Below are 2820 nucleotides of genomic sequence, written 5' to 3'. Positions count from 1 at the left end.
CATGGACGCGGCGATCTTCGACGACATCGTGGTGCGCCGCCCGACCGACGAGGCCGACGCCGGTCCGGACCAGTGGCTGATCGACTTCGACGGCGACGGCGTGGAGACCGCGACGCTCGACGCGCGCATGTCGGTGGGCGCGGCGCAGTGGGCGGGCCTCGGCGCGGACGGCGCACTGGTCTCGGTCGAGGTCGGCGCCGAGGGTGCGACCTTCACCGCGCAGGTCGGCGCCAGCGTCGACAGCGTGCGGGTGCAGGTGGCGACCGGCGAGCGGCTGGTGGCGGCGGACCGCTTCGAGGACGGCGACTTCGCCGGATGGCGCATCGTGGACGAGACGGAGCTGGGCGGCCCGGCCGACTGGGCGGTGGTGGACGGCGCGCTGGTCGAGCAGTCGGGCGCCTGGAGCCGCGAACTGACCTGGGCCGGCGCCTCCAACCCCGACGTCTGGCAGCGCGGCTGGTCGCCGCTCGGCGACGGCGTGTTCGCGCTGCACAAGGGCACCTACGCGCTCTGGGAGGGCGACAAGGGCCTCGACGACTACATGATCCGCGCGACCGTGACGGCGGCGGACGCCGAGGGCGGCGTCGGCTTCATGCTCAACTGGATCGACGAGGACAACCACTACAAGCTGGAGATCGACGCCCACGCCAACCTGACCACGCTGGTCAAGGTGGTGGACGGCTACGAGAGCTACCTCAACCGCGTGCGCACCGTGTACACGCCGGGCGAGAGCTTCGAGCTCATGGCGGTGCGCGAGGACGACGCGATCCAGGTCTACATCGACGGCCACGCGATCTTTGCGGAGGCCGTGGAGGACCGCGACCTCGGCGCCGGTCAGGCCGGCGTCTATGCGTGGAAGTCGGCCGGCGCGTCCTTCGACGACGTGGCGATCGTGGACCTCTCCGAGCCCGAGGCCCCGACGCTCGGCGTCTTCGGCCTGCTCGACGCGCTGGTGCGCGAGGGCCAGCCCCAGACCTACGACCTCGCCGCGCTGTTTCCCGGCGCGAGCGGCTTCAGCGTGACCACCGCCGACGGCGACGTGGTGGCCGCGACCATCGCGGACGGCGTGCTGACCCTCGACCCGCAGGCGCGCGGCCACGCCGACCTCGTGCTCACGGGGCTGGCGGCGGACGGTTCGGCCATCGCCGAGAGCTTCCGCGCCATCGTGGTGGGCGAGCACGCCTACACCTTCGCGGTGATGCCCGACACGCAGTCCTACACCTCGACCTCGAACCCCGAGGTGCGGGCGCTGTTCGGCCAGATGGCCGACTGGCTGCTGGCGCATCAGGAGAGCCTGAACATCGCCCACATGATCCATGTCGGCGACATCGTGGAGTTCGGCGCGCCGGGCCAGTGGGAGATCGCGGAGGCCGCCATCGAGAAGCTCGACGGCAAGCTGAGCTACACGTTGGCGGTGGGCAACCACGACCAGCAGCGGCCGGGCTTCTCGTCGGCGTTCAGCTTCGAGAGCGACATCGACGCGTATTTCACCCCCGAGCAGGTCGGCGCGACGCCGGCGCAGGGCGGCGGGACCTATGACGGCTTCGACGTGGGCGAGGACACGTTCGCCAACGGTTCGGACTACGCCGGCTCGATCCGCAACCACTTCACGACGCTGACCGCGCCCGACGGAACCGACTGGCTGATCCTCAGCCTGGAGTTCGGCGCGCCCGACGACGTGCTGCGCTGGGCGGGCGAGGTGATCGAGGGCCATCTCGACCACCGCGTGATCATCGACACCCACTCGTGGAACGGCGGCGACAAGCGCGTGGACCCGACGACCGAGCCGCTGACCGGCGAGAACGGCGGCTGGGGCTACGCCATCCGCGCCAACCCGCGCAACGTCAACGACGGCGAGGACATGTGGCGCGAGCTGGCGTCGAAATATCCCAACATCGTCTTCACCTTCAACGGCCACAACTTCCTCGACGGGGCCGAGACCGTGACCAGCCTCGCGGCGGGCGACAACCCCGTGCTGCAGATCATGGTCAACTACCAGAACGGCATCTCCGGCGAGATCACCGGCGCCGGCGACCCGTCGCTCGGCGGGCGCGGCGGCAACGGCGCCATGCGGCTGGTGGTGATCGACCCCGAAAACGGCGAGGTGACGACCCACACCAAGTTCGTGGGCCTCGACCGCTACTTCGAGCGGGTGGACCATCAGGAGACCTTCACCGGCCTCGATCTCGGCGCGCCGGAGACCATCACCATCGCCAAGGCCGGCGGGACGCTCGTGGTCGAGGCCGAGGGCCTTGAGGCGACCGTCGCGCTCGACCCCTCGGCCTCGCTGGAGGCGCGCGCCACGGTCTACGCGTGGTTCGACGCCGACGGCGAGAAGCTGGGCGAGACCGACGGCGCGCCGCTCGAGGTCGCGCTCAAGCCCGGCCTGCACCGGCTGACGCTGGTCGCGACCGACGCCGAGGGCAATGTCAGCCGCGACGCCAAGACCGTGATCGTCGAGGCCGAGGGCGGCGCGCTGCTGACCGACACCTTCGACGACGGCGACGCGGCGGGCTGGACCAGCCCGGCCGCCGCCGCGCCCGCCTTCGCCACGCTCGGGACCGATCTCGGCTTCGCGCTGCCGGCGCTGGGCGCGGTGGAGCAGGTCGCGCTGACGCTCGCCTTCGACAGCCACTGGCGCCCGTTCGACGCCATGACAGGCGAGGTGCTCGTCAGCTTCGACGGCGGCGCGACGCTGGCGCAGGTGCTGCGCTTCGGCTCCGACAACACCAACGACGCCGATTTCCGCGACCAGCGCGTCGAGATCGACTTCCTCGCGCCGCTCTCGGCGGAGGGCGTGACGCTGGCCTGGCGGCTCTC

The 2820-nt window shown here is 71.3% G+C and carries 1 protein-coding gene; it reads left to right on the top strand.

What is annotated here, in order from left to right:
* Nucleotides 1-2820: hypothetical protein (locus V7Q31_RS18530; protein ID WP_333835319.1), on the top strand; the 2820-nt coding region annotated here is incomplete at both ends.

Source organism: Rubrimonas sp. (genome assembly GCF_036788415.1).
GTDB lineage: Bacteria > Pseudomonadota > Alphaproteobacteria > Rhodobacterales > Rhodobacteraceae > Rubrimonas.
Note: the sequence above shows the minus strand (reverse complement) of the source record. Positions and strands in the feature narration are given on the sequence as shown.